This is a genomic window from Microbacterium paraoxydans (assembly GCF_020524545.1).
Classification (GTDB): Bacteria; Actinomycetota; Actinomycetes; order Actinomycetales; family Microbacteriaceae; genus Microbacterium; species Microbacterium paraoxydans_C.
The window spans coordinates 365,320-388,598 of the sequence record NZ_JAIVLG010000002.1 but is presented as its reverse complement, the minus strand read 5'-3'; the positions used below and the strand labels follow the sequence as shown (position 1 = coordinate 388,598).

The 23,279-nt window shown below is 69.3% G+C and carries 19 protein-coding genes; 7 read left to right on the top strand and 12 right to left on the bottom strand.

The features are described from left to right. Positions 1 to 9 precede the first annotated feature (9 nt). The gene (locus tag LC041_RS06510) at positions 10 to 1,407 is read right to left on the bottom strand and encodes a cell division protein PerM (RefSeq protein WP_226532212.1); all 1,398 of its coding nucleotides are present in this window, start codon (positions 1,405 to 1,407) and stop codon (positions 10 to 12) included. A 90-nt stretch (positions 1,408 to 1,497) separates the two neighbouring features. Here LC041_RS06510 and LC041_RS06505 point away from each other — a divergent pair, with 90 nt between their 5' ends. Together LC041_RS06505 and LC041_RS06500 are read left to right on the top strand one after the other, a co-directional pair. Then, on the top strand, positions 1,498 to 2,973 hold the full coding sequence (locus LC041_RS06505; protein WP_226532211.1) for an NCS2 family permease: 1,476 nt from the start codon (positions 1,498 to 1,500) through the stop codon (positions 2,971 to 2,973). A 150-nt stretch (positions 2,974 to 3,123) separates the two neighbouring features. Next, positions 3,124 to 4,062 (top strand): homocysteine S-methyltransferase family protein, encoded by a 939-nt coding sequence (locus tag LC041_RS06500; RefSeq protein ID WP_226532210.1) that lies wholly within the window; start codon positions 3,124 to 3,126, stop codon positions 4,060 to 4,062. Here the strand turns inward: LC041_RS06500 and LC041_RS06495 are convergent. Continuing rightward, on the bottom strand, positions 4,053 to 4,457 hold the full coding sequence (locus LC041_RS06495; protein WP_308012755.1) for a VOC family protein: 405 nt from the start codon (positions 4,455 to 4,457) through the stop codon (positions 4,053 to 4,055). The two genes, LC041_RS06500 and LC041_RS06495, sit on opposite strands and share 10 nt — an antisense overlap. Before the next feature lie 72 nt (positions 4,458 to 4,529). Between LC041_RS06495 and LC041_RS06490 the strand changes: the two genes are divergently transcribed. After that, positions 4,530 to 5,108 carry a TetR/AcrR family transcriptional regulator gene (locus LC041_RS06490; RefSeq protein WP_226532209.1) on the top strand — a complete coding sequence of 193 codons (579 nt, stop codon included), beginning with the start codon at positions 4,530 to 4,532 and terminating at the stop codon, positions 5,106 to 5,108. 95 nt (positions 5,109 to 5,203) lie between these two features. On the opposite strand, the gene sucD is transcribed toward LC041_RS06490, so the two are convergent. The 3 genes from sucD to LC041_RS06475 form a co-directional block, all read right to left on the bottom strand. Then, positions 5,204 to 6,106: a succinate--CoA ligase subunit alpha gene (gene sucD / locus LC041_RS06485; protein WP_226532208.1), complete on the bottom strand. Its 903-nt coding sequence runs from the start codon at positions 6,104 to 6,106 to the stop codon at positions 5,204 to 5,206. 18 nt (positions 6,107 to 6,124) lie between these two features. Then, positions 6,125 to 7,291 carry an ADP-forming succinate--CoA ligase subunit beta gene (gene sucC / locus LC041_RS06480; protein WP_226532207.1) on the bottom strand — a complete coding sequence of 389 codons (1,167 nt, stop codon included), beginning with the start codon at positions 7,289 to 7,291 and terminating at the stop codon, positions 6,125 to 6,127. A gap of 115 nt (positions 7,292 to 7,406) precedes the next feature. Beyond that, positions 7,407 to 7,760, bottom strand: coding sequence for a DUF2510 domain-containing protein (locus LC041_RS06475; RefSeq protein WP_226532206.1), 354 nt, complete (start codon positions 7,758 to 7,760; stop codon positions 7,407 to 7,409). 59 nt (positions 7,761 to 7,819) lie between these two features. Between LC041_RS06475 and LC041_RS06470 the strand changes: the two genes are divergently transcribed. Both LC041_RS06470 and LC041_RS06465 read left to right on the top strand, forming a co-directional pair. Next, positions 7,820 to 8,482, top strand: a complete 663-nt coding sequence (locus LC041_RS06470; protein ID WP_226532205.1) for a TetR/AcrR family transcriptional regulator — start codon at positions 7,820 to 7,822, stop codon at positions 8,480 to 8,482. Between the two features lie 63 nt (positions 8,483 to 8,545). Next, a complete protein-coding gene (locus LC041_RS06465; protein WP_226532204.1) occupies positions 8,546 to 9,781 on the top strand; it encodes an acyl-CoA dehydrogenase family protein in 1,236 nt (411 codons plus the stop codon). A gap of 81 nt (positions 9,782 to 9,862) precedes the next feature. Here LC041_RS06465 and LC041_RS06460 read toward each other — a convergent pair whose 3' ends face one another. Then, positions 9,863 to 10,351: a hypothetical protein gene (locus LC041_RS06460; RefSeq protein ID WP_226532203.1), complete on the bottom strand. Its 489-nt coding sequence runs from the start codon at positions 10,349 to 10,351 to the stop codon at positions 9,863 to 9,865. 72 nt (positions 10,352 to 10,423) lie between these two features. Here LC041_RS06460 and LC041_RS06455 point away from each other — a divergent pair, with 72 nt between their 5' ends. Both LC041_RS06455 and LC041_RS06450 read left to right on the top strand, forming a co-directional pair. After that, complete coding sequence (locus LC041_RS06455) at positions 10,424 to 11,875, top strand: phytoene desaturase family protein (protein ID WP_226532202.1); 1,452 nt, start codon at positions 10,424 to 10,426, stop codon at positions 11,873 to 11,875. 150 nt (positions 11,876 to 12,025) lie between these two features. Further along, complete coding sequence (locus LC041_RS06450; RefSeq protein WP_226532201.1) at positions 12,026 to 13,069, top strand: ATP-dependent DNA ligase; 1,044 nt, start codon at positions 12,026 to 12,028, stop codon at positions 13,067 to 13,069. 6 nt (positions 13,070 to 13,075) lie between these two features. Here the strand turns inward: LC041_RS06450 and ligD are convergent, their stop codons facing one another. The 6 genes from ligD to LC041_RS06420 form a co-directional block, all read right to left on the bottom strand. Next, positions 13,076 to 14,149: a non-homologous end-joining DNA ligase gene (gene ligD / locus LC041_RS06445; protein ID WP_226532200.1), complete on the bottom strand. Its 1,074-nt coding sequence runs from the start codon at positions 14,147 to 14,149 to the stop codon at positions 13,076 to 13,078. Between the two features lie 68 nt (positions 14,150 to 14,217). Next, positions 14,218 to 15,405 carry an SseB family protein gene (locus LC041_RS06440; RefSeq protein WP_264188990.1) on the bottom strand — a complete coding sequence of 396 codons (1,188 nt, stop codon included), beginning with the start codon at positions 15,403 to 15,405 and terminating at the stop codon, positions 14,218 to 14,220. A gap of 51 nt (positions 15,406 to 15,456) precedes the next feature. Continuing rightward, positions 15,457 to 17,937 carry an ATP-dependent helicase gene (locus LC041_RS06435; RefSeq protein WP_226532196.1) on the bottom strand — a complete coding sequence of 827 codons (2,481 nt, stop codon included), beginning with the start codon at positions 17,935 to 17,937 and terminating at the stop codon, positions 15,457 to 15,459. 72 nt (positions 17,938 to 18,009) lie between these two features. Next, positions 18,010 to 21,084, bottom strand: coding sequence for a lamin tail domain-containing protein (locus LC041_RS06430; RefSeq protein ID WP_226532193.1), 3,075 nt, complete (start codon positions 21,082 to 21,084; stop codon positions 18,010 to 18,012). Between the two features lie 141 nt (positions 21,085 to 21,225). Beyond that, complete coding sequence (locus LC041_RS06425) at positions 21,226 to 22,248, bottom strand: ABC transporter permease (RefSeq protein WP_226532192.1); 1,023 nt, start codon at positions 22,246 to 22,248, stop codon at positions 21,226 to 21,228. Beyond that, complete coding sequence (locus LC041_RS06420; protein ID WP_226532191.1) at positions 22,245 to 23,234, bottom strand: ABC transporter ATP-binding protein; 990 nt, start codon at positions 23,232 to 23,234, stop codon at positions 22,245 to 22,247. The genes LC041_RS06425 and LC041_RS06420 overlap by 4 nt, the downstream gene beginning before the upstream one ends. Positions 23,235 to 23,279 lie beyond the last annotated feature (45 nt).

The following is a 23,279-nucleotide window of genomic DNA, read 5'->3' as shown; positions in this document are numbered from 1 at the left end:
ACGGGCCCTTCAGTCGCGCTGCTCCGCTGGCTCGTCCCTCGGCCGTTCGAATCGCTTGAGGTCGTCGAGCGGTGCCGTGTCGTCGAGCTCGGGTGGGCCGGTCCATGGGCCCGCGGCGGAGCCCCCCTCGACGCCCACCGATGTGGGCGCCGGATCGTACGCGGTCATCTCGGCGATCCACCGGTCGGTCCGCTCTTCCGCGAGCTCGTCGCGGTGCCGCGGCGAGAGCAGCAGTATCGCGGCGCCGACGAGGACTTCCGCACCGAGGGCGAGCATGAACGGGACCACCGCCGGTCCCACCACCGCCAACTTGCCCGGCCCCATCGACCCGTTCGCCAGGTCAGCGGCCAGCCCCGCGATCCCCGCGGTGACCGCGGCGATACCGAATGCGATCACCGCGCGCTGCGGCATGCGCAACGGCGTGCCCTCCCACACGAGGCGAGAGCGCACCGCCCAGCCCGCGAAGGCTCCGGCGGCGACGGGGATGAGCACGACGATCAGCATCCAGATCGAGCTGTTCTCGGGCAGCAGGCCGAACACCGGGATCCCGGGCACCACACCGAGCTGCGTGCCGGCGGGAGACACCGCCGTCCCGAATCCCACCGCGAAGCCGGGACCGGCCAGCCAGGAAGCCGACCACACGATCAGCGTCGGCAGATAGGCGAGTTGCGCGAGCGTCAGCACGGTCGCGCCGAGCGCGTCGACCCTGGCGGCCTGGAACAGCGCCACCACCTCGCCGCCGCGGAGCAGGGTCGTGACGGCGAGCGCCAAGGCGGAAGCTCCGGCCACGGCGACGAGCGCGATGGCCGTGCCCCGTACGATCGCGGCAGGAACCGGTGCCCAGTCCTCGCGAGCGTCGATCAGGTCGTGCAGACGGTCGAGGATGCCGCCGTCGCCGTCTTCCCAGGCGATGCGCACGGCTCCGCAGAGCGCGCCCACGAGGTAGACCGCCGTGGGGAGGACGATGCCCAGCGGCAGCGAGGTCTCGGCCGCTTCCAATCGGGTCGTCAGTGCGACGCCGGTGGAGATGACGGCGAAGACCGCGGTGCCGGTCAGTGGCCCCAGCAGCCATGCGCCTGCCTTCGCCGCTCTTCCTCCCGAGCGCGCGGCGAAGAGAAGCGTGAAGATCAGGAAGGCCAGCGGCGTGATCGACACCGCGAAGCGCGCGGCCTCCGAGGGGATGGCGAGAGCCACGAGGAGCGCATCCGGAATCGTGACATCGAGCGGCACTCCGTGGCCGAACTGCCAGAGCGTTCCGGTGAGCGGCCAGAGCGCGCCCCAGTCCGCGGTGACGCCGAAGGCGAGCGTCCACAGCAGCGTCAGCGGCGCGAGCAGCGCGACGAGACCGACCGCAGCGGCGATGGCGGCGTCGAAGGCGGCGAGGAGCGCGACGAGGAGGCGTTGCATAGCGATTCGAGACTACGACGAGTTGCCGACGAAGCCCCCGGGGCGCGCGTGAGGTCGGCGACACGATAGCGTTTCTCCGGAGGTTTCCCGATGACAACTGCCCCGCCCGCCCCGGCATCCACTGAACCCAAGAACGCCGTGGACCGCTTCTTCGAGATCAGCAAGCGCGGATCCACGATCGGCACCGAGATCCGAGGGGGTCTGGTGACCTTCGTCACGATGGCCTACATCGTGATCCTGAACCCGATCATCCTCTCCGGCAAGCCGGACGTCGCCGGCAACGTGCTCGAGTTCAACGCCGTGGGGGCAGCGACCGCGCTGACCGCCGGGGTGATGACGATCCTGTTCGGTCTGGTCACGCGACTGCCGTTCGGGTTCGCCGCGGGACTGGGCATCAACGCGTTCGTGGCGTTCTCGGTCGTGGGTCAGGTGACCTGGCCCGAAGCCATGGCGCTCGTGATGATCAACGGTGTCGTGATCGTGCTGCTCGCCGCGACCGGCCTGCGAAAGGCGATCTTCGACGCCGTGCCCTTCCAGCTGAAGATCGCGATCACCGTCGGCATCGGCCTGTTCATCGCCTTCATCGGCTTCGTCAATTCCGGCTTCGTCACCGCCACCGGTGCGTCGTCTCCCCCGGTCGGACTCGGTGTCAACGGCTCGGTCGCGACGGTGCCGAGCCTGCTCTTCGTCATCACGCTGCTGCTCACCGGCATCCTCGTCGCCCTCAAGATCAAGGGCGGCATGCTGATCGGCCTCATCGGCGGCACCGTGCTCGCCGTGATCGTCGAGGCGGTCTGGCACATCGGACCGCGTGGTTTCGACGATGAAGGCAACGTGATCAACCCGGGCGGCTGGGGTCTCACCGTGCCGGCCCTCGACGGATCACCGATCGGCGTCCCCGACCTGAGCCTGATCGGCGCCGTCGACTTCGGCTTCGACCTGAGCAAGGTGAGCCTCGTCGCGATCGTGATGATCGTCTTCACGCTGCTCTTCACGAACTTCTTCGACGCGATGGGCACCATGACGGGCCTCGCGAAGGAAGCGAACCTCGCCGACGACAAGGGTGACTTCCCGCGCATCAAGTCGGCGCTCGTGGTCGAGGGCGTGGGAGCGATCGCCGGTGGTGCGACGTCGTCGTCCTCCAGCACCGTCTTCATCGAATCCGGTGCGGGGATCGGCGAGGGCGCACGCACCGGCCTTGCGAACGTGGTGACCGGCGTGGTGTTCCTCATCGCGATGTTCCTGACCCCGCTGACCTCGATCGTCCCGACCGAGATCGCCGCCGCGGCCCTGATCATCGTCGGTGCCATGATGATGGCGCAGATCCGACACATCGACTTCTCGGACTTCCGCGTGCTGCTCCCCGTCTTCCTCACGGTCTCGGTGATGCCGCTCACCTACTCGATCGCCAACGGCATCGGCGCGGGCTTCGTCAGCTGGGTGCTCATCCACGCGTTCTCCGGAAAGGCGAAGACGATCAGCCCGCTGCTCTGGGTCGTCGGCGCCGGGTTCCTGATCTTCTTCGCGCGAGGCCCCATCGAGGCGCTCTTCGGCGTCGGGATCTGACGAAGATGCAGAGGGGGCGGATGCTGTGGCATCCGCCCCCTCTGCGTCTTCCGCCCTTCCTGCACCACGGTCGCAGCGCGCCGTCGCAGAAGCCATGGCGCGGCGCCCGGCGCTCTGGTAGACCGGAGGCATCCTGCAGGGAGTGACCTCATGTCCGCATCATCCGCGGCCGGGGTCCGCTTCGTCACCGACGGCGGACTCGAGACCGACCTCATCTTCCACCACGACGTCGACCTGCCCGATTTCGCCGCCTTCGTCCTCGTGGAGAACGCTCACGGCATCGAACTGCTGCGCGACTACTACCGCGGCTACGTCGACATCGCACGACGACATTCCGCCGGATTGCGCCTGGAGTCGGCGACCTGGCGAGCGAGCAGCGACTGGGGCACCCGGCTCGGGTTCTCTGCGCAGGACCTGGATCGCGCCAATACCACCGCTGTGGACGTGCTGCGCGACGTCGCGACCGAGTGCACGGACCTGCCGGCCGTGGCGCTGATCGGCATGATCGGCCCGCGCGGCGACGGCTATCGCTCCGGCGCCTGGGACGACGACACCGGCGCGGACGAGGCGCTCGCCTACCACCGCGCGCAGGTGAGAACCCTCGCTGCGGCCGGCGTCGACGCCGTCGCCGCGTACACGCTCACGGATGCCGCAGAAGCGATCGGTATCGTCCGCGCCGCGCGGGAGGCGGAGGTCCCGGTGGAGATCGCGTTCACGGTGGAGACCGACGGGAGACTGGCATCCGGACGATCGCTCGCCGAGACCATCGAGCTCGTCGACGCCGAGGCATCGCCGGACGGCTACCTGCTCAACTGCGCGCATCCGGACCATCTGTCCCGCGCGCTCGATCCGTCGGTCGTCGATCGCGTGATCGGGATCCGTCCGAACGCCTCGCGCCTCTCCCATGCGGAACTCGACGAATCGGAGACCCTGGACCAGGGCGATCCGGTCGACCTCGCGACCCGGACGGCGGAACTCGCCGCTCGTCTCCCCGCGCTCCGGGTGATCGGTGGATGCTGTGGCACGGATGCCGTGCACGTGGCCGAGATGTGGGCGCGCCTGGATCCGGGGGCAGTCCCTCAGGCATAGGCCGCGGCGAACTCCGGCGACGGCGCGATCGGCTCGATCACGTCGATGAGCACGCCTCCCGGCGCCTCCACGATGAAGTGCCGCTGCCCGAACGCCTCATCGCGCAGCGTCAGGCGTTCGGGAAGCCCCCTTTCCCCCACCAGGCGCGCGTGCTCGACAGCCGCGTCCGGGACCTCCACGTTGAGCAGCAGTCCGCGTACCGGCTCGCGGAAGCCCTCCGGAATCGTCTCATGCGCCCGGTCGAGGATGGCGAGCTCGCCGCCGTCGTAGCGCAGGCTCACATACCAGTCAGCAGCGAACGTCGTCTCGAACCCGAGTTCCTCGCGGTAGAACCGTGCCGCTGCCGCGACGTCGTCCACCATCAGCACCGGATAGAAGCTCGTGATCTCCATCATGCCCTCTTTTACATGCAGTGTGTTTGTATCGGTTCGGCTAGGATACATACACATCGCACGTAAAGGAACCCCATGCCTCGAGCTTCTGCCGCAGACGCCGCCGAGACCGCACGGCGAATCCTCGACGCCGCCGCGACGCACTTCGCCGAACAGGGCTACGCGGCCGCCTCGGTCGACGAGATCGCCCAGGCCGCGCAGGTGACCCGGGGCGCGGTCTACCACCACTACTCGTCGAAGCCCGGCCTGTTCACCGCCGTCGCCGCCGCACAGCAGCAGCGGATCGCCGGGGCCATCGTGGCCGCGACAGTGGAGAGCGACCCGCGCACGGCGCTGCACGACGGCAGTCACGCGTTCCTCGACGCGATCACCCATCACGCCACGGCGCGTATCCTGCTCGTCGACGGGCCCGCCGTGCTCGGCGGGGAGGAGTGGCGCCGGCTCGACGCGGAAGGACCAGAACAGGAGCTGCGCACCGGTCTGCGGGAGGCCGGCGTCTCCCCCGCGCTTCTGGACCCGCTCACGGCCGCTCTCTCCGGGGCGATGAACGAACTGGCCCTCTGGCTCGCCGCCCGCCCGGATGAGGAGGATGCCCGGTCGAAGGCGCACGCGGCCCTCGACCGTGTCCTGGACGCCGTGGCTCTGCAGATCTGAGCCCCGGACGGCGCTCTCCCGACCGAGCACCCTCCCCGGGCAAGACGAAGGCCCCGGGGTGGAGCCCGGGGCCTTCAGATCAAGCGTAGCTCAGATCAGAGCGCCTCGATGATCGCGCGCATCAGGTCAGCGGTCTCGGACGGCGTCTTGCCGACCTTGACACCGGCGGCCTCGAGGGCCTCCTTCTTCGCCTGCGCGGTACCCGCCGAGCCGGAGACGATCGCGCCGGCGTGACCCATGGTCTTCCCCTCGGGAGCCGTGAAGCCTGCCACATAGCCGACGACCGGCTTCGTGACGTTCGCCTTGATGTAGTCGGCCGCGCGCTCCTCGGCGTCGCCGCCGATCTCACCGATCATGACGATCGCCTTGGTCCCGGGGTCGGCCTCGAACGCGGCGAGCGCATCGATGTGGGTGGTGCCGATGACCGGGTCGCCGCCGATGCCGATGGCGGTGGAGAAGCCCAGGTCGCGCAGCTCGAACATCATCTGGTAGGTCAGGGTGCCCGACTTCGACACGAGGCCGATCGGCCCCTTGCCCGTGATGTTCGCCGGCGTGATGCCCACGAGCGCTTCGCCCGGGGTGATGATGCCGGGGCAGTTCGGGCCGATGATGCGGGTCTTGTTGCCCTTGCTCTGCGCGTAGGCCCAGGCCTCGGCGGAGTCGCCGACGGGGACGCCTTCGGTGATGACCACGAGCAGAGGGATCTCGGCATCGATGGCCTCGATCATCGCGTCCTTGGTGAAGGCACCGGGCACGAAGGCGATCGACACGTCGGCGCCGGTCTCCTTCATGGCTTCGGCGACCGAGGCGAAGACGGGCAGCTCGACGGCGTTGCCGTCCTTGTCGGTGTGCGAGACCGTGGTGCCGGCCTTGCGGGCGTTGACGCCACCGACGACCTGGGTGCCGGCCTTGAGCATCAGCGCGGTGTGCTTGGTGCCCTCACCGCCGGTGATGCCCTGGACGATGACCTTGGAGTCCTTGTTGAGGTAGATCGACATTCTTCTCGTCCTTCAGTCTCAGGCGTTGGCGAGCTCGGCGGCCTTGTCGGCGCCCTCGTCCATGGTTGCGGCCAGGGTGACAAGCGGGTGCGCGTACTCGGCGAGGATCGCACGCCCCTCGTCGACGCGGTTGCCGTCGAGGCGCACGACGAGCGGCTTGGAGGCCGTGGCGCCCAGCGTCTCGAGCGCACCCTTGATGCCGTTGGCGACGGCGTCGCACGCCGTGATGCCGCCGAACACGTTGACGAACACGCTCTTGACCTGCGGGTCGCCGAGGATCACGTCGAGACCGGCAGCCATGACCTCGGCCGAGGCGCCACCACCGATGTCGAGGAAGTTGGCGGGCTTCACGCCGTTGTGGTCCTCACCGGCGTAGGCGACCACGTCGAGCGTCGACATGACCAGTCCTGCACCGTTGCCGATGATGCCGACCTCGCCGTCGAGCTTCACGTAGTTGAGGCCGGACGCCTTGGCCTTGGCCTCGAGCGGGTCGGCGGCGTCCTTGTCCTCGAGCGCCTCGTGCTCGGGGTGGCGGATCTCGGAGGCGTTGTCGTCGAGGGTCACCTTGCCGTCGAGCGCGATGATGTCGCCCTCTTCGGTACGCACCAGCGGGTTGACCTCGACGAGCGTGGCGTCCTCGCCCTTGTAGACGTCGTAGAGCTTCACGAAGACGTCGGAGACCTTCTCGACGAGGTCCTCGGGGAACTTCGCGGCGCGAGCGATCTCCACCGCCTTCGCCTTGTCGATGCCCGTGAGCGGGTTGACCTCGACGCGTGCGAGTGCCTCCGGGCGCTCGACGGCGAGCTCTTCGATCTCCATGCCGCCCTCGACCGAGCAGAGGCTCAGGTACGAGCGGTTGGCACGATCGAGCAGCACGGAGAAGTAGTACTCCTCAGCGATGCGCGCACCCTGTGCGACCATGACGCGCTTGACGACGTGGCCCTTGATGTCGAGGCCGAGAATGGCCTTCGCTGCCTCGTACGCCTCGTCGGGCGTCTTGGCGACCTTGACGCCGCCCGCCTTGCCGCGGCCACCGGTCTTCACCTGGGCCTTGACGACGACGACGCCACCGATCTTCTCGGCTGCCGCCCTCACCTCTTCCGGGGTGTCCGCGACGATGCCGGCGAGGACCGGCACTCCGTACTTCTCGAAAACGTCTCGTGCCTGGTACTCGTACAGATCCACTGTGGTTCCTTCACTGGGCTGCTGTCTGGTAATTCTCTCGATGTCGAGACATCGACCAGTCCCCCAGCCTACTACCTCCGCCTGTGCCCACCTGCGGCACCGGCCGCTCGGACGATCATCGGAGCGTCGGCACGCCCGGCCGACGCTCCGGCAGCGCGACCAGGCGGAGCTGCCGCGAGATCACGAGGGGAACGAGCACCAGCGCCGTGCCCGTGGCGACGATCACCGGGCGGATCACGACCACCGGGAGCGCGCTCCACAAGGCGATGAGGATCGAGCCGACGAGGACGGCCACCAGCAGGAGCTCGGTCAGGATCAGCTGTCTGCGCACAGCCCTGCTGTGCTCCGCGAGGGTCGTCTCCCTTCCGCGCACCGAGATGCGCTCGGTCCAGCGCGTGCCGTCCCACCAGCGACGGGTGCCGCGGCGCCGTGTCTGGAACCATCCGGCCGCTCTCCCACGTTCACTCACGCCCTCATTATGACGCTCGTCCACCGACGCCGGCGGCCGCCGAGGTCTAGGCTTTCGCCATGCACGAATCCGCAGAACTGCGCACGGGCGTCGTCGCCGCAGCGCTCGAACTCTTCAGCGCCCAGGGGTTCGATCAGACGTCGGTGGAGCAGATCGCCAAGGCTGCGGGGGTTTCCCGATCGACCTTCTTCCGTCAGTTCGGCGGCAAGGAAGACGTCGTCTTCGCCGATCACGAGGTACTCCTCGAGCACCTCAGGGAGTTCCTCGACGCGGGGCACGACGACCCGTGGGCTGCAGTGTGCGCCGCCTCCGAATCGGTCTTCGCGCATTTCGCGCACGATCCGGAGCTCGCACGCCGCCGCTACCAGATCGTGCGCCAGGTGCCGGTACTGCGTGAGCGCGAGATCATCACCGTCTTCCGCTACGAACGACTGTTCGACGAATACCTGCGCGGGGCCCTCCCCGGCGTCGATCCCCTCGACGCCGTCGGATTCGCCGCCCTCGTGACGGCCGTGCACAACCACGTCCTGCGACAGCTGCTGCGCGGCCGCAAGAAGGTACCGCTCGCGACGTTGCAGACGGCTCTGGCCGACGTCCGGCGCCGCTACGGCGTCGCGGGCGATGAAGCGGCCGACGCGCCGGACGACATGGTCGTCGCGGTGTTCCCGCGATCCATGCCGATCGCCGAGGTCAGTCGCAGGCTCCAATCTCAGCTGGACTGAGCGCCCGAGGGTCGTGAAACCGAGTGTCGAGGAGTACGATACTCAGGTCCACGAAGGAGCCCCATGAGCATCGAAGCCGCACCGTTCCCCGGCGAGCGTGTCTCGTCCTACGACATCACCGGACGTCGAGACAGCGACTACTACGCCGTCTTCGCCGACATCCCCACCGCCGACCGCGAGGCGTGGGATCGGGCGAAGTCCTACACCGACGAGGTCGCTGCGCAGATGGCGGACGCGTGGGATCGCGCGGAGTACCCGCTCGACGCCGCTCGCCGGATGGGCGAGATGGACCTCGTGGTCGACGGCATCCAGCACCCCGCACTCACGCGCCTGTCCCCGCTCGCCGCCGGCCTCGTGAACATGGAGATCTCGCGCGGCGACGGATCGCTGGGCACGATCCTCGCGGTGCAGGGCGGCCTCGCGCTGCGGACCCTCGCCCTGTTCGGCTCCCCCGCCCAGCAGGACCGATGGCTCACGGCACTCGCCGACGGCTCTGTGCTCGGCTCGTTCGCGCTGACCGAACCCGACCACGGCTCCGACTCGGTCTCGCTCGAGACGGTGGCCCGCCGCGACGGCGACACCTGGGTCATCCGCGGCACGAAGAAGTGGATCGGCAACGGCGCCTCCGGCGGGATCACGTTCGTGTGGGCACGCGTCGACGACGAGGGCGCCGCCGAACACGGCGCCGTGCGCTGTTTCCTCGTCGAGCAGGAGACCCCCGGGTACACGGGCAGTGTGATCCGGGGCAAGGCCTCGCTGCGCGCGATCCACCAGGCGCACATCGTCCTCGACGACGTTCGGGTGCCGCTGGATGCCGTCCTGCCGGGGACCACGAGCTTCAAGGACGCATCGACCGTGCTGTACGCGACCCGCTCGGGTGTCGCGTGGTCCGCGCTCGGACATGCGACGGCCTGCTACGAGGCGGCGCTGGCCTACGCCATGCAGCGGGTGCAGTTCGGGAAGCCGCTCGCGAAGTTCCAGATGGTGCAGGAGCGGCTCACCCACATGCTCGAGGACCTCACCGCCATGCAGTTGTACTGCCGGCGGATGGCCGACCTCGAGACGGCGGGCGAGCTGCGCCCGACCCAGGCCTCGCTCGCGAAGTTCCACAACACCCGTGCCGCGCGACGCATCGCATCGACCGCTCGCGACCTGCTCGGCGGTAACGGCATCCTGCTCGAGAACGGTGTCATGCAGCACATGGCCGACATCGAGGCCATCCACACGTACGAGGGAACCGAGAGCGTCCAGGCACTGCTGCTCGGCCGCGACATCACCGGGATGAGTGCGTTCGCCTGAGGCCCCAGCTTTCGAATCGCGCAAGTTGCCCGTTTGACGCCGATTTCGGAGCCCTTTGCGCGATTCGAAGCGGCGTCACGCTCAGCCGCAGCCGCAGCCGCCGGACGGGGTCTTCACCATGAAGCACTCGTCGCACACGCCGTAGTCGCGTTCCTCGACCGGCTTCGGTGCCTTCTCGGCGCGGGGCGCCGCGACGCGTGGAGTCGTCGTGCGCTTGGCGGCGCGCGCCGGCGAGAGCGGGATGAACTCGCTCGGGTGGCTCACGTAGAAGTACGGCGCGCGCCCCTCGCTCGGCTGCAGGCGAAGAGGCGCCGCGCCCACCACGATCCGCTCATCTTCCGTGAAGCCGTTCGTGTACGTGCGACCGATGTGCAGGGATGCGCCCTCGCCGCGACGGATCGCCTCGATGTAGCGCCCGCGGTCGATGAACGAGCTGATCCCGATCGCCTCGACGATGGCCGTGATGAACGCATGGTTCGACGGGTCGATCCGGTGCGCGCGCAGCGCTTCGGGGAGGGAGCGGTAGGGACGGGAGGTGCCTGCGGGGGTCGGCCCCTGAACTTCTTTCATCTCCTCCAGGATCGCACGCCGGGAGAGGAGTTCTCGACCGTGTCGGCGGTGGCGGCGTGCCAGACTGGCGGAATGGCGCGGGCGACGATCATCGGTTCCGGTCCCAACGGGCTCGCCGCCGCGGTGACCCTCGCGCGCGCCGGGTACGCGGTGCAGGTGCTCGAAGCGGCCGACACGGTCGGGGGCGGCCTCCGCACGGCCGAGTCGACGCTTGCGGGGTTCCGGCACGACGTCTGCTCCACCGTGCACCCGACCGCCCTGGCCTCACCCTTCTTCCAGGCATTCGGTCTCGAACGGCGTCTGGAGTGGCTCCGCCCCGAGGCCTCCTATGCGCACCCGCTCGACGGCGGAAGGGCGGCGATCGCCTGGCGCGACCTCGACCGGACGGCGACCGCGCTCGGGGCGGACGGCGATGCCTGGCGCACCCGCATCCGGCCGTTGACCGCGCACATCGACGGCGTCGTGGACTTCACGGGCGATCAGCTGCTCCGAGTCCCCCGGGATCCGTTGACCGCCCTGCGCTATGCGATCCGGATGCTCGAACAGGGCACTCCGCTGGCCGCTTCCTCTTTCCGCACGGAAGAGGCTGCTGCGCTCCTGGCGGGGGCCGTCGCTCACGGCAACGCGCCGCTCCCCTCCCTCGCGGGGGCCGCGGCCGGCCTCCTGCTGGCTGCCCTGGGGCACGCCGGAGGCTGGCCTCTTCCACGCGGTGGTGCGCAACGGATCGCCGATGCCCTGGTCGCCGACCTCGAGGCGCACGGTGGGGCCGTCGAGACCGGTGCGCGGGTCACGGACCTCGAGAGGCTGGACTGGGGCGACCCGCGGCGGGGCGACCTGCTGATCCTGAACACATCTCCCCGACTCGCCCTCACGCACTCCGACGTTCCGCCGAGCTATGCCCGGGCCATCGGCACCTATCGCTACGGGCCCGGTGCGGCGAAGGTCGACTTCGCCCTGGACGGCCCCGTTCCCTGGACGAACCCCGAGGTCGGACAGGCTGCTACCGTGCACCTCGGCGGCACCAGAGCCGAGGTGTGGGCGAGCGAGAACGCGGTCGCGGCCGGAAGGGTCAGCGAGCGTCCTTTCGTCCTCGCCGTGCAGCCGTCCGTGCTCGACGACTCCCGTGCGCCCACGGGCAAGGCCGTGCTCTGGGCGTACATCCACGTGCCGCCGAGCTCCGACCTCGATCCCACGGAGCTCATCACCGCGCAGGTCGAACGGTTCGCCCCGGGGTTCCGCGACCTCGTCCTCGCCCACCACGCGGTGCCGGCGTCGTCGCGCGAGGCGATCAATCCCGCGGAGATCGGCGGCGACATCTCCGGCGGGATGTTCGACATGCGTCAGGCCCTTCGTCGACCGATACTCTCCCCTGCCCCGTGGCGTACCCCGATGCCGGGCGTCTACCTGGCCTCCGCCTCGACTCCTCCGGGCCCGTCCGTCAACGGCATGGCCGGTTGGCATGCCGCCCGCACGGCGCTGCACGACGCCGGCTCGACCGCGACACTGTCCGATCTGTTCGACTGAGCACGTTCACGACTCCTCAAGAACGGGACGCGCTGCCCCCGTAGCCCTGAGAATCATGGGGGAACCGCCGCAATCATCATCGGTTTCTGCGGAGACGTGAACACCCACCCCACTCTTCCGCCCCGCACCGCCGAGGACCAGGATGGGAGCATGCGCTACGAGATCCCCGCGCCGATGCTCGCCAAGGCGGTCCCCACGGTTCCTCCTCCGGAGAAGGTTCAGGGCGGACTCCTGTACGAGCCGAAATGGGACGGCTTCCGCGGGCTCATCGCCTGGGACGGCGAGACCGTCGAGATCGGCTCACGCGGAGCGAAGCCTCTCACGCGCTACTTCCCGGAGCTGGTCGAGGCCATCCCCGAGCTGCTCCCCGGTCCGTGCCTGCTCGACGGCGAGATCGTCGTCGCCACCGGCGCGCCGGGATCCCAGCGCCTGGACTGGGAGGCGCTGAGTCAGCGCATCCACCCCGCAGCCTCCCGTGTCGCCACGCTCGCGGCCTCGACCCCGGCGATGTTCATCGCCTTCGACCTGCTCGCCGCCGGCGACGACGACCTCCTCACCGAGCCCTTCGAGTCCCGGCGGACGCGCCTCGAGGCGCTCCTGGCATCCGTGGAGCATCCGCTTCACCTCACCAGGACGACGAGGGATCACGATGCGGCCGTCCGCTGGCTCGCGGAGTTCGAAGGCGCAGGCCTCGACGGGGTCGTCGCCAAGCCGCTCGCGCAGCCCTACGCCCCGGGCAAGCGCACGCTGTTCAAGGTCAAGCACGCGCGCACCGCCGACGTGGTCGCACTCGGCTACCGCGTCCACAAGTCGGGTTCGGGGGTCGGTTCACTGCTGGTGGGACTGTACGGAGACGACGGTGTGCTCCGTCAGGTCGGTGGCGTCGCGGCCTGGACCGACGTGCGACGGCACGAGCTCGTCGAGGAACTCGCCCCCCTGGTGGAACGTGACGACGCGGGCGAAGCGGTGACCGCGGAGGGTGAGCGCTCGCGATTCAGCGGTGGAACGGATGTCTCGTTCGTCCGGCTGCGCCCGGAGCGTGTGCTCGAGGTGCGCTACGACCAGCTCGAAGGTGCCCGCTTCCGTCACACCGTGCAGTTCGAGCGCTGGCGGCCGGATCGCGACGCCCGCTCGTGCACATACGACCAGCTCGACACCGTCGCAGGCTACGACCTCGCCGACGTCCTCCGCTGAACGCGCTCACCCCTTCTCGGCAGGAGTGCCGTCGTCCTCCCAGTTGGCCGCGACCTTCTTGCTGGGCTGCACGCGAGGCGGCTCTCCCGGCATCTTCGGGAACTCCGGGGGAAACGGCAGCTCCCCCAGCCCGTTCTCCTTGTCCCGCTCCCACCAGGCCAGCAGGGTGTCGATCCGGCCCGCTGTCTCCTGCATGGTCACCCAGGGATCGCCGATCTCATCCAGGCGCTGCGGAATCGTGCGCACCGTGAACGTCCGCGGATCCAGCCCGTCGAGTTCCTCCCAGGCCACCGGCGTCGACACCGTCGCTCCCGGCAGCGCGCGAGGGCTGTAGGCACCGGCCATCGTGCGGTCGCGGTTCGCCTGGTTGAAGTCGACGAAGATCCGCTCCCCGCGCTCCTCCTTCCACCAGTTCGTCGTGACCTGATCCGGCATCCGACGCTCCAGTTCACGCCCCGCCGCGATCACGGCATGACGCACATCGAGGAACTCATGGGTCGGCTCGATCGGCGCGAACACGTGCAGTCCGCGGTTGCCGCTGGTCTTGGCGAACGCCTCCAGGCCCGCCTCACGCAGCACTTCACGTAGCGTGTGCGCGGCCGTCACCGCGTCCGCGAAATCCGTCCCCGGCTGCGGGTCCAGGTCGATGCGCAGCTCGACCGGGTCGTCGGCGTCGGTCGCGAGCGATGCCCAGGGGTGGAACACGATCGTGTTCATCTGGACCGCCCAGACGATCGCGCTCGAGCGGTTCAGCACGATCTGCGGATGCCGGCGTCCGCTGTTGTAGGTCACGGTCACCGCATCGACGTAGTCCGGAGTGCCCTTGGGCGGGTTCTTCGAGAAGAATCCCTCCGCCTTCGGGCCGCCCGAGGGACCGACGCCGTCACGGAAGCGCTCCAGCGACACCGGCCGGTTCCCGTTCGCCGCGAGGAAGGGCACCGAGACTTGCTGCACGTAGTCGGCGAGCTCGGCCTTCGTGATCCCGAGGTCCGGCCACACCACCCTGTTGGGACTGGAGAGCGCGACCTCCCGCTCTCCGTCCGAGTCGACCACGGTCAGGGTCACACGTTCTGAGGCCATGCTCCGACCCTAGAGCGATGCTCAGCCGGACGGAACCCCGCGCCCGCCCGCAGGAGCGACGGTGCCGGTCAGTCGCCGAGGTCGACCGCGAGCACCAGGACCGGCGTGAGGGCATCCCGCTCGACGATGATCGACGGGCCCGCGGGGTCGACGATCACGCCACCCATCTCGGAGTGACTCGTGAGGACCTTCGCGAGCTGCGTCGGCTCGAACGGGAGCGGACGGTCACCCCGGCCGAGCGCGATGACCTCGAGCGGGTGCGAGAAGAGCTGAAGGAACCGTCGCCCGTCGGGGGTCCGGGCCTCGGCGATGCCGACCTGGCCGCTGCCGGAGCCGTCGTTGACCGCCACCCACATGCGCTTGGTCGCCAGGGCCTCTCCGACCTTGACAGCCGAATCCTGGGCACGGGGCGCTGCCAGGATCGACTTCACGGTCATGTCGACGTCGGCCTGGTCGAGCGTCTTCTGCAGCAACTCGGTCGGGAAGACCACGCGGTGAGGGGCGGACGCGTTGTCGACGATGAGCCCTGCGAAGTCCCCCGCCACGACCTGCTGCAGCACCGACGTCACGGGCTGCGCGACGGCGGAGGTCGCAGCCGGGTCCGGCTCGAGCTGCACGGAGTCGCGGACGGCGGACGCCGAGCTGAAAGCGAGCATGAACTGGCGGTCGTCGTTGTCGCGGACGACGGCGACGGAGAGGGGCTTGCCCTCGCTGATCTGCGCGCGGGCGTCACCGTTCACGCGGATGTAGAGGTGTCCCTGGAGCGCCTGGCGCATCACGCCCAACAGCTGCTCGTTGGTCGCCCCCGCTTCGATCTCGGTGAGCGCCTCCCGGAGCAGGACGTTGTCCTTCATCCCGGCGACGGTCTCGGTCTGCTCCGGCGGCAGCGGCGACGCAAGGGGCAGACGTCGTTCCTGGGGCTCTTCCTGTGGCGCCGTCGGGGCCTGCGGTGCGCGAGGCGCAGCAGGGGCCGCCGCGGGCGCCGTCTCGGCGCTGGGCAGCGCCACCTCCGGACCGGCCTCGGCGCCGACGCCGCGGAAGGCCTGCACGGAGATGCCGATCGAGGGGGCGTCGACGGCACCGGCGTCGACGGCACCGGCGTCGACGGCACCGGCGTCGACGGCACCGGCGTCAGCCGAGGCTTCGTCGGCGACCACGGCGTCGGAGTCGAGCGCCCCTGCTTCCGTCTCGACGGCGTCGGCGGTGGGGGCGACGGCATCGTCACCGGACTTCTTGCGGCGGGAGAAGAGGGCCATATCAGCCAGCCTAACCGGCAATCCGGTCAGTGTTTCGCCGGGGACCGGAGGTCAGATCTTCTCGATCGGTGCGACCTTGATGAGGAGCTTCTTCTGCCCTGACGCGTCGAATCGCACATGAGCGATGCGCTTCGCGCCCTCGCCCGTCACCGCATCGACCCGCCCCTCGCCGAAGTCGACGTGACGGATGCGGTCACCGGCGGCGAGCTCGAGATCGCCGTTGTCGCGCATCTTGGCCGTGACGCGATTGGGGAACTTGTCCATCGCCGTCGACAGCGGCTTGAGGGAATCTCGACCGGGAAGCGCCTTGACGGCGAAGCGATCGCCCGATCCGGAGCCCGAACCGCCGAATCCGCCCTGGCGTCGCGCGTTGAGGGCGCGGGACTGCATCCCCCCGCGCGAGTTCACGTCGCCGGGTGACTGACGCCAGTCGATGAGTCCCGAGGGGATCTCCTGCAAGAAGCGACTGGGCATCGCGACGGTCACTTCGCCGAACTGGGCCCTGGTCATCGCGAGCGACAGGTGCAGCCGCTTGCGCGCTCGTGTGATGCCGACGTAGAAGAGCCGACGCTCCTCCTGCGGTCCGCCCGGCTCCCCGGCCGAGATGCGATGCGGGATCAGGTCTTCTTCGACGCCCGTGACGAACACGGCGTCGTACTCGAGACCCTTCGCCGTGTGCATCGTCATGAGCGAGACCGAACCGGATTCGTCGTCGAGGTCATCGGCGTCCGACACCAAGGCCACTTCGGTGAGGAAGTCGACGATCGTGCCTTCGGGGTTGTTGCGTGCGAAGTCGCGGGCCACCGCCACGAACTCGTCGAGGTTCTCGACGCGCGCCTCGTCCTGCGGATCACGACTCGCGCGCAGGGCGTCGAGGTAGCCGCTCTTGCCCAACAGCAGGCTCAGTCCGTCGGCGACGGCCGTGGGCGGTGGGAGCTCGCCGCTGGCCGGGGTCAGGATCGCACTGGCTTCGGCCAGTACCGCATCGAGCTGTCCGATCGCCGACTGGATCTTCGGTCCGACGCCGAGCTGAGCCGGCATCGACAGCGCGTCACGGAAGCTGATGCCCTGCTCTTCGGCGAAGCGAGCGATCGCCGTCTCGGTCACGTCGCCGATGCCTCGGCGCGGCTTGTTCAGGATGCGGCGCACCGACATCTCGTCGGCCGGATTCGCCACCGCGACGAGATAGGCGAGCGCGTCCTTGATCTCGGCGCGGTCGTAGAACTTCGTGCCGCCCATGATCTTGTACGGCACCGCCGAGCGGATGAAGATCTCCTCCAGCGCACGGGACTGGGAGTTGGTGCGGTAGAACACCGCTATCTCGGAGTAGGGCATGCCCGCACGGTGCAGGGCCTCGACCTCGTCGGCGACGAACTGGGCTTCGTCGTGCTGCGAGTAGCCGGTGAAGCCGATGATCGGATCGCCGTCGCCCTTGTCGCTCCAGAGCTTCTTGTCTTTGCGGTCGAAGTTGTTGCCGATCACGGCGTTCGCGGCGGAGAGGATGTTCTGCGTCGAACGGTAGTTCTGCTCGAGAAGCACGACGCGGGCACCGGGGAAATCGCGTTCGAACTCGCTGATGTTGCGGATGTCAGCGCCGCGGAAGGCGTAGATCGACTGGTCGGAGTCGCCGACCACCGTGAGCGAGGCACCGGACTCACCGGCATCCGCAGCGGGCGCGGGATCGGGCTCGAAGATCATCATGCCGTTCGAGGCATACGGTTCGGGAGATGCTCCGCCGGCGCCCGACACGGGCCTGGTCAACTCATGGATCAGCGCATACTGCGCGTGGTTGGTGTCCTGATACTCGTCGACCAGGATGTGCCGGAAGCGACGACGGTAGGTGTCGGCGACCTGCGGGAACGCGCGGAACAGGTACACCGTCTGACCGATGAGGTCGTCGAAATCGAAGGCGTTGGCCTTCTGCAGCTGCCGCTGGTAGTCGGCGAACACCTCGACGAACACGCGCTCGGCGGGATCGCTCATGTTGGCCTGGCGCGCATAGGACTCGGCGTCGGACAGCTCGTTCTTGAGCTTCGAGATGCGCGACTGCACCGAGGCGGGGGTCAGTCCGTAGGCGTCCGCCTCGTGCTCCTTGACCAGTCGCTTGAGCAGAGCGCGCGAGTCGCCGGAGTCGTAGATCGTGAAAGACTTCGTGTAGCCGAACTGCTGGGCTTCGCGGCGGAGGATGCGGACGCAGGCGGAGTGGAACGTCGAGATCCACATGCCCCGGGCGGCGTCGCCGATCAGCCCTTCGACGCGCTCGCGCATCTCGCCGGCTGCCTTGTTCGTGAAGGTGATCGCGAGGATCTGGCTCGGCCAGGCTTCGCGTGAGCGCAACAGCGAGGCGATACGTCGCGTGAGCACGCTCGTCTTGCCCGACCCCGCTCCCGCGACGATGAGCAGGGCAGGACCGCGATAGGTGACGGCCTCGAGCTGTTGCGGGTTCAGGCCGGCGAGGAGTTCGTCCTGTCCCTCCGCCTCGGAGGTGCGGGGGCCGGCGGATCCGGGGACGATGAGAGGAGCTTCGGTCATGGCCTTATGAGTCTAGGCGTCGGCACCGACACCACGGCACGGGGTGCCGGGACGCACCCCGTGCCGGCGTGCTCAGGCGTCGCGTCTCCGGCGGCGGACTGCCACCGCGCCGGCCGTGAGGAGCATCAGCGCCAACGCGACGGCGGCGAGAGGGAGCTCGGAGCCGGTCGTCGCCAGTCCACCCGCCGCTGCCGCTGCCCCTGCCCCTGCGCCCGCCGCGACACGGAGGTCCGCCCAGCCGAGGAGTCCACCGCTCGCATCGAACACGGCGATCCGGTGGGCGCCGAGGGGAGCGTCGGCCGGGATGGTCGCCGTGATGGCCCCCGCGGTCGTGAGCGTTCCCGAGGCGATACGCATCGGCTCGGAGTACATCCACACCGCCACGTCCGTGCCCGCGCCCGCGGAACCGACCGAGATCGTGACCTCCTGCCCACGAGTCGCGACCGACGGGTTCACCGTCAGCCCGTTGCGGTTGTCGTCCGTGAGATCCGTCCCCGGGAGCGGCGGGGTCTCGCCGCCGGGCGTACCACCGCCGGCACCCGGGAGCGTGCCGGTGCGCAGCGCCTCGGAGGCGAAGCCGTCGGCGAACCACCACACCGGGCGCTGCCCGTCGACCGACAACGAGGCCGGTGCGGTCGCGAAGCCCTCGTTGTTGATGTCGGGCAGACCGACGGCACGGGCATAGTGCGCGATGTCCGGCTGTGCGGTGCCGTTCAGCGTGATCTCGGCCGAACGTCCCTGGCAGCCGTCGTCGCACATGGCCCACAGGGTGTTGCGCACGGTGTCGTAGTCGAGCGCCATGACCCCGGGAAGGCCGGGAGCCATCTCCGACACCAGCGTCGCCGAACCGTCGGATGCGAGCGCGAAGGCGTAGACGTGGCCGTTGTCCTCGACCGCGACGAAGAACAGCCCGTCGCCGTGACCTGCGTAGTCGTCCGGGTCATACGCCGCGCCCGACACGTCGTCGAAGAGCTTCCCGGCGAGGGCGGTATCGGGAACCCACTGCACGGCCTCCATACCGAGGTTCGCCCCCACGGCAGGGAGCAGCATGGTGAGATCCCACTCCTGCTGCGCGAGGAGGTCGCCGTTCGAGGCCTCGGGATCGACCTTGAGCACGACGTTCTGATTGACGCCCTTCGCACTGTTGTCGCGTTCGGATGCCACATACACGAAGCCGTCTCCGTCGACCGTGATGCCCTCGGTGTCGGGACCCGCGGCACCCGGATTCGCAGCGTCCCTCTGGAAGCGCACGCGCTTGCCCGCTTCCCAGCCGTCGACCATCTCGACCGAACCGTCGGCATGCGCCTCGAGCTTCCAGATACGCCCCTCGCCGTTGTCGACCGCCCACAGGAACGCACCGTCGGCGGTCTCCTGCACGTCGAGCCCGGAGCTGTCCTCGAGGAACGTCGGGATGCTGTCCACCACGCGCACCTCGGCGGAACCCGGCCACGGTGACACGGCGACCTCGCCGGCGCACACATTCGGTGCGCCCTTGGTGGACTCCGCAGTGACGGCGAACGTCCCGGTCGTGTCGGGGCAGCGCCCCCAGGTGGTGGCGGCGTGATCCTCACCCCACGTGGTCTCGTCGATGAGCAGGCCGCCGTCGAACAGACGCACCGCGTCGCCGGCACCGAGACCGAACCCGAGCTGCGCCCGCTCGATCACGAGGTACTCCCCTGCACCGATGCGGGTCCCCGCCGGGATCGCATACGCATGGGAGTCATCGTCGTCCTTCACCACGACACCCGACACGTCGAGCTCGGTGCTCGTCGGATTCACGAGCTCCACCCAATCGTCCGGCGAGCCGCCGTCTGATTCGACCTCGTTGATGCGCACCGGGTTGCCGCAGGCGTTGCGGAGCCCCTTGGTCGAGACCGCGATGTCGACGAAGTCGCCGGTGCCGTCCGCACAGCGGGCGAGGACGCCTGCGGCATGCGCGACGTAGACGTGCTCGTCGACCGTGTTGCCGTTCGCATCACGGATCGTCACGGTGTCGCCGTTGCCGAGCCCGAACACGAAGTTCGCCGGCTGGTCGAAGACGAAGTAGCCCCCGGGCTGCAGCATCGTGCCGGCGGGGAGTGGCGTTGTCTCGTCCGCGTGTCCGGTCGGATCGCTGTCCATGACGGTCCACCCGGAGAGGTCGACCGCGGTGCTGCCCGTGTTCACGACCTCGACCCAGTCGGTGGCGTCGCCGTTCGACTCGATCTCGTTGATCACGATCTCGGGCATGACACACGAGTTCGCGGCACCGGGGGTCGAGTACGCGAGCACGAAGGAGCCGACGCCGTCGGGGCAGCGAGCGAGGGTGGCGGCGGCGAGGTCGCCGTCGATCGCCGCATGCCCCTGCCATGGGAGCGTGTCGTCGATCAACGCACCCGAGGCGTCGTAGAGGCGGATGCGGTCGGCGCTGCCGATGCCGATCGGCTCCCGGAAGGCGACCTCGACGCCTCCGGAGAGCCCGATCGTGCCCTCTTCGACGACGAGGAACTGACCCGCCGCGATCTGCGTTCCCGGCAGGAACTGCCACCGGTGGTCGTCGGAGTTGTCCCGGATCTCGTAGCCCGAGATGTCGAGCGCCTCGGTTCCGGGGTTGTGGAACTCCACCCAGTCGGCGGGCTGCGAGTCGACTTCGTTGATGACGATCGAGCCCGCGATGGGAGCGACCGCGCAGTCATTCGGAGCGCCGGGAGTCACCGTCGTCGCCGGCGCCCATGCGCCCGTGCCGTCAGGACAGCGCGCCCACACGGACAGCGGCGCGGTGTTCTCGTAGGCGTAGGAATCGACCTCGGTGCTGCTCGGGTCGAAGAGCACGACCTCGTCGCCCTTGCCGAGTCCGAAGTCGAAGTCGACGTCCTTCACCAGTACCAGGAACTCACCCGGCGCGAGCGAAGCGCCCTCCGGCGCGGCCCCGAAACTGTCGCGCTTCTCATCGGCGATCGTCCACCCGTCGAGGTCGACGGTGTCGGTGCCGGCGTTGTAGATCTCGACCTGGTCGGCGAGGCCGGTCGCCGCGTCGTCGTAGACGATCTCGTTCAGGACGAGACGGGGAGCGGTCGAACCGATCGCGGTGGCGGGGGTGGCGAGCAGGGCGGCTGCGCTGAGGGCGCACACCGCCGTGACCGCCGCTGCACGGTGCAGGCGGGGCATGGAGACTCCTGGGGCTCAGTCGGGTACCCGAACAGACCACCGACCCCGCGTGGCCGCGGAGAATCCCCCGGGTGCACAGCAGGTGAACGGGGGATGGCGATCTGCCACGACCGCCATCCCCGGCGTCACGCCGTGCCGGTGTCAGGCGATGCGGGTACCCGGCGGGAGGCGCCGGGCAGGCGTCCGTGTGCGCGCCCATGCGCCGGCGAACAGCGAGCCGGCGATCACGACCTGCACCCCGAGACCCACGAACCAGCTCGGCACCGACGACTCGATCACCTCCTGCGGTGTGGGATAGCCGCCGCCGTCCCGGTCACAGTCGTCCCAGCGCTGCTCGAGCGGCGACTGCTGCGCCCCGCGCACGCCGTACTTGATCTGGCCGAACAGGTCGACCGGATATCCCGACGGGGAGAACTCGGTCGGCGTCGCATCCGCGAGCACCACGAACGGGTTCGCCGCGAGCGCCCACCACACCAGGTCGAACCGGGGAACCTCGTACATGGTGCTGACCTGCCATTCGTCGCAGTCGACGTTGCCGTTCGCGTCGTACGGTCGCGAGTAGCTGGTCCCCTCGCTGCGCACCGCCATCCCGCCCAGCCCGAAGGCGATGAGCGTGCCGAACACGAGGGCGGCGACCACGAGGTACGTCGCCGCGACCGAGAAGAGCGGGCGCGCGATGAGTCCGCTCAGCCCGACGCCGATCGCGGCGACCACGATGATCTCCGCGGCGAGCACGAGCAGCGAGACGAGCAGGACGAGGGGGTTCGTTCCCCCACCGAGCAGCGACAGGGCGAGGAACGGGACGGCGACGAGGAGGAACGCGCCGCCGGTCGCGACCGCGGCGAGGAGCTTGCCGAGCATGATGTCGCCGGTCGAGGCCGCGGTCACCTGGATCGCGCCGAGAGTGGCGGCATCGCGGTCGCCGTTGATGGCGTTGCCGCTGAGCGTCGGCGACACCAGCACCACGAGCAGAAGGACGATGTTGACGACGATCGAGGAGACGCCTGCGCCGATGAAGTCGCCCCAGGAGTACACGGCGAACGCGAGCCCGGTGACCCCGAGCAGGATGAGGGCGAACACCCCCAGCAGGACGTACCACCCCACACTCCGCAGGCGCTGGGTCAGTTCGAGGCGGGCGATGATCCCGATGTTCGCGAGGCTCATGCTCCCGCCTCCGTTCCGGTCGGCGCCGGGGGCGCGGGTGGTGCCGGCGGTGCGGCTGGTGGCATCGGCGCCTGCGGCAGATTCAGGAACGTGTGCTCCAGGTCGCTCTGCGCGGGGGCGAACTCCGACACCGCAAGGCCCGCATCCACGAGCCGGCGCAGCGACTGGGCCGCAGCGTCCTCACCGGCGAACCCGACCAGCACCGCGCCGCGGTCGCTGACGAGCGACTCCGGAGCGAGCCCCAGGTTCGAGGCCACCTGCCAGGTGTCGGCGTTCATCCGTTCGGGCGTCGCTCCGGCCAGCCGGACCCGCCACGGTCGCACTGTGCTCTGGGCGGGCGCAGCCTCCACCACGGACCCCGCGACGAGGAACACCGCGTCATCGACGACCTCCTCCAGCTCGGAGAGGATGTGGCTCGAGATCAGCACGGTGCGCCCCTCCGCGGCGAAACGACGCAGCAGACCGCGAAGCTGCACGCGCGCTTCCGGGTCGAGTCCGGATGCCGGCTCGTCGAGGAGCAGCACCTGCGGGTCGTGCACGAGCGCGCGGGCGAGGCCCAGCTTCTGCTTCTGCCCGCGGGACAGCACCTTGGCGGGTGAGTCGGCCAGCTGGGCGAGTCCGACGAGTGCGAGCAGCTGTTCGGCGCGGGCCTGCGCGTCCGGCTTCTCGATGCCGTACAGGCGGGCGGTGGTGACGAGGGTCTCGCGGGCGGTGAGCGACGGCCAGGCTCCCAGCGAATCGGGCATCCAGCCGAGCATGCGTCGCGCGGCGAGCGGATCGATCGCGGGATCGACGCCCCCGATGCTGATCGTCCCGGTGTCGGGGGCGAGGAGCGAGGAGAGCATCAGCAGCAGAGTCGTCTTTCCCGCCCCGTTCGGCCCCACGAGTCCGGTCACCCTGCCGGGGTCCGCGCGGAGGGAGGCCGCTCGCACCGCCTGCACCGTCCCGAATGCTCTGCTGACGTCTTGCACCACGATTCCGGTCATGCGGTCAGTCTGGCATCTGGAACACCGAGCACCCGGAGCTCGCGG